Raw genomic sequence first — 291 nt, 5'->3', positions numbered from 1 at the left:
CCAGCGGCCGCGAGCTGCAGGACGCCCGCGCCCTGCGCGCCGCGATCGCCCGGTTGGCCGTCGCCGCCGCCCCCGCGCCGGCGAGCACGGCCGCCGAGCGCACCGCCGTGGCGGCGGGCCTGCGCGCCGGAGCCGGCCGCACGCGCCCCGCGCCCGACGACATCGACACCGTCAACCTGTTCGCCGCCCTGCCGGACGTGCCCCCGAGCCTCCCCGGTGGCCGACGCCGCGCCGGAGCCAACCGGGTCCGCCTGGCCCAGGCCCTGTCCAGCGTCGCGCGCGACGCCGTCG

The 291-nt window shown here is 82.8% G+C and carries 1 pseudogene; it reads left to right on the top strand.

Features of this window, described 5'->3' with window-relative positions:
- Window positions 1–291 (top strand): annotated as a pseudogene (locus tag H489_RS38000) (hypothetical protein); the annotation flags it as partial.

This window comes from Curtobacterium flaccumfaciens UCD-AKU (genome assembly GCF_000349565.1).
In the GTDB taxonomy this organism is placed as follows: domain Bacteria; phylum Actinomycetota; class Actinomycetes; order Actinomycetales; family Microbacteriaceae; genus Curtobacterium; species Curtobacterium poinsettiae.
Note: the sequence above shows the minus strand (reverse complement) of the source record. Positions and strands in the feature narration are given on the sequence as shown.